2 protein-coding genes are annotated in these 700 nt (G+C 49.0%); both read right to left on the bottom strand.

Annotated elements, in window-relative coordinates; genetic code table 11:
* A partial coding sequence (locus tag H6B10_RS14865) for a hypothetical protein (RefSeq protein WP_204652295.1) occupies positions 1 to 425 on the bottom strand: 425 nt, incomplete at its 3' end.
* A 67-nt stretch (positions 426 to 492) separates the two neighbouring features.
* Positions 493 to 700, bottom strand: a 208-nt coding sequence (locus H6B10_RS14860) for a hypothetical protein (protein WP_204652294.1), incomplete at its 5' end; no start/stop codon positions are given.

Raw genomic sequence — 700 nt, 5'->3', positions numbered from 1 at the left:
TCCAGACCATTTCTCTTTTCTGCAACAAAGGTATCATTCGGAAAGATTTGCTCCACAGATAAAGCAAAGTCATTTGCAAATTTATCCAATTTGACAACTTTCACCAATTGGCCGCCCTCAAAAAACAGCAGCCGTATCTGTGTATCCATGTCACCGGTGGGAATCGTAAAATCCAGCCCGTATTTTTCCTTCAGTTCATAGCCGTCGCTGTACGGCTCGTGCAAGAGATAAAGCGAATCCCATGAAAACGGAAACATATCTTTCATCTGAAAAGGCATGCCGCTTTCTGCCGCCTGCCAGACTTTGAAGCGCCAGATGACAGCATCGAAAAGGCCGGTTTGCACCAATAGGAAGACCCCTTCCAGCAAGATGAGAATCACGAAGATGCCAAGAAATGTCCCCCGATGCTTCTTTATACGATTCAACAATATATCTCACCATCCTTCGTGTCGATTTGCGCCCCGCCGTCTGTCGGTACAGGAAACAGACCGTTTAAGACGTATAGGCCACCTGCACTCCATACCCGGCATTGACCGGGCCGACACAGGCATAAGCCAGCACGGCGGTCTCTGACCCGGCGGGCAGGAGAGAAATGGTCTGGAACACAGTCCCGTTTGTATCCGTGATCTGAATTTTGCTGCCGGCCGGTTCAAAAAATGTTCCATAAGCGTAACAGTCGGAGGTCCCGTTTACAGAAAGG

This window comes from Gemmiger formicilis (assembly GCF_016901605.1).
Lineage (GTDB): Bacteria > Bacillota > Clostridia > Oscillospirales > Ruminococcaceae > Gemmiger > Gemmiger formicilis_B.
The sequence above is the reverse complement of the archived record's forward strand: the minus strand, read 5'-3'. Positions and strand labels throughout refer to the sequence as shown.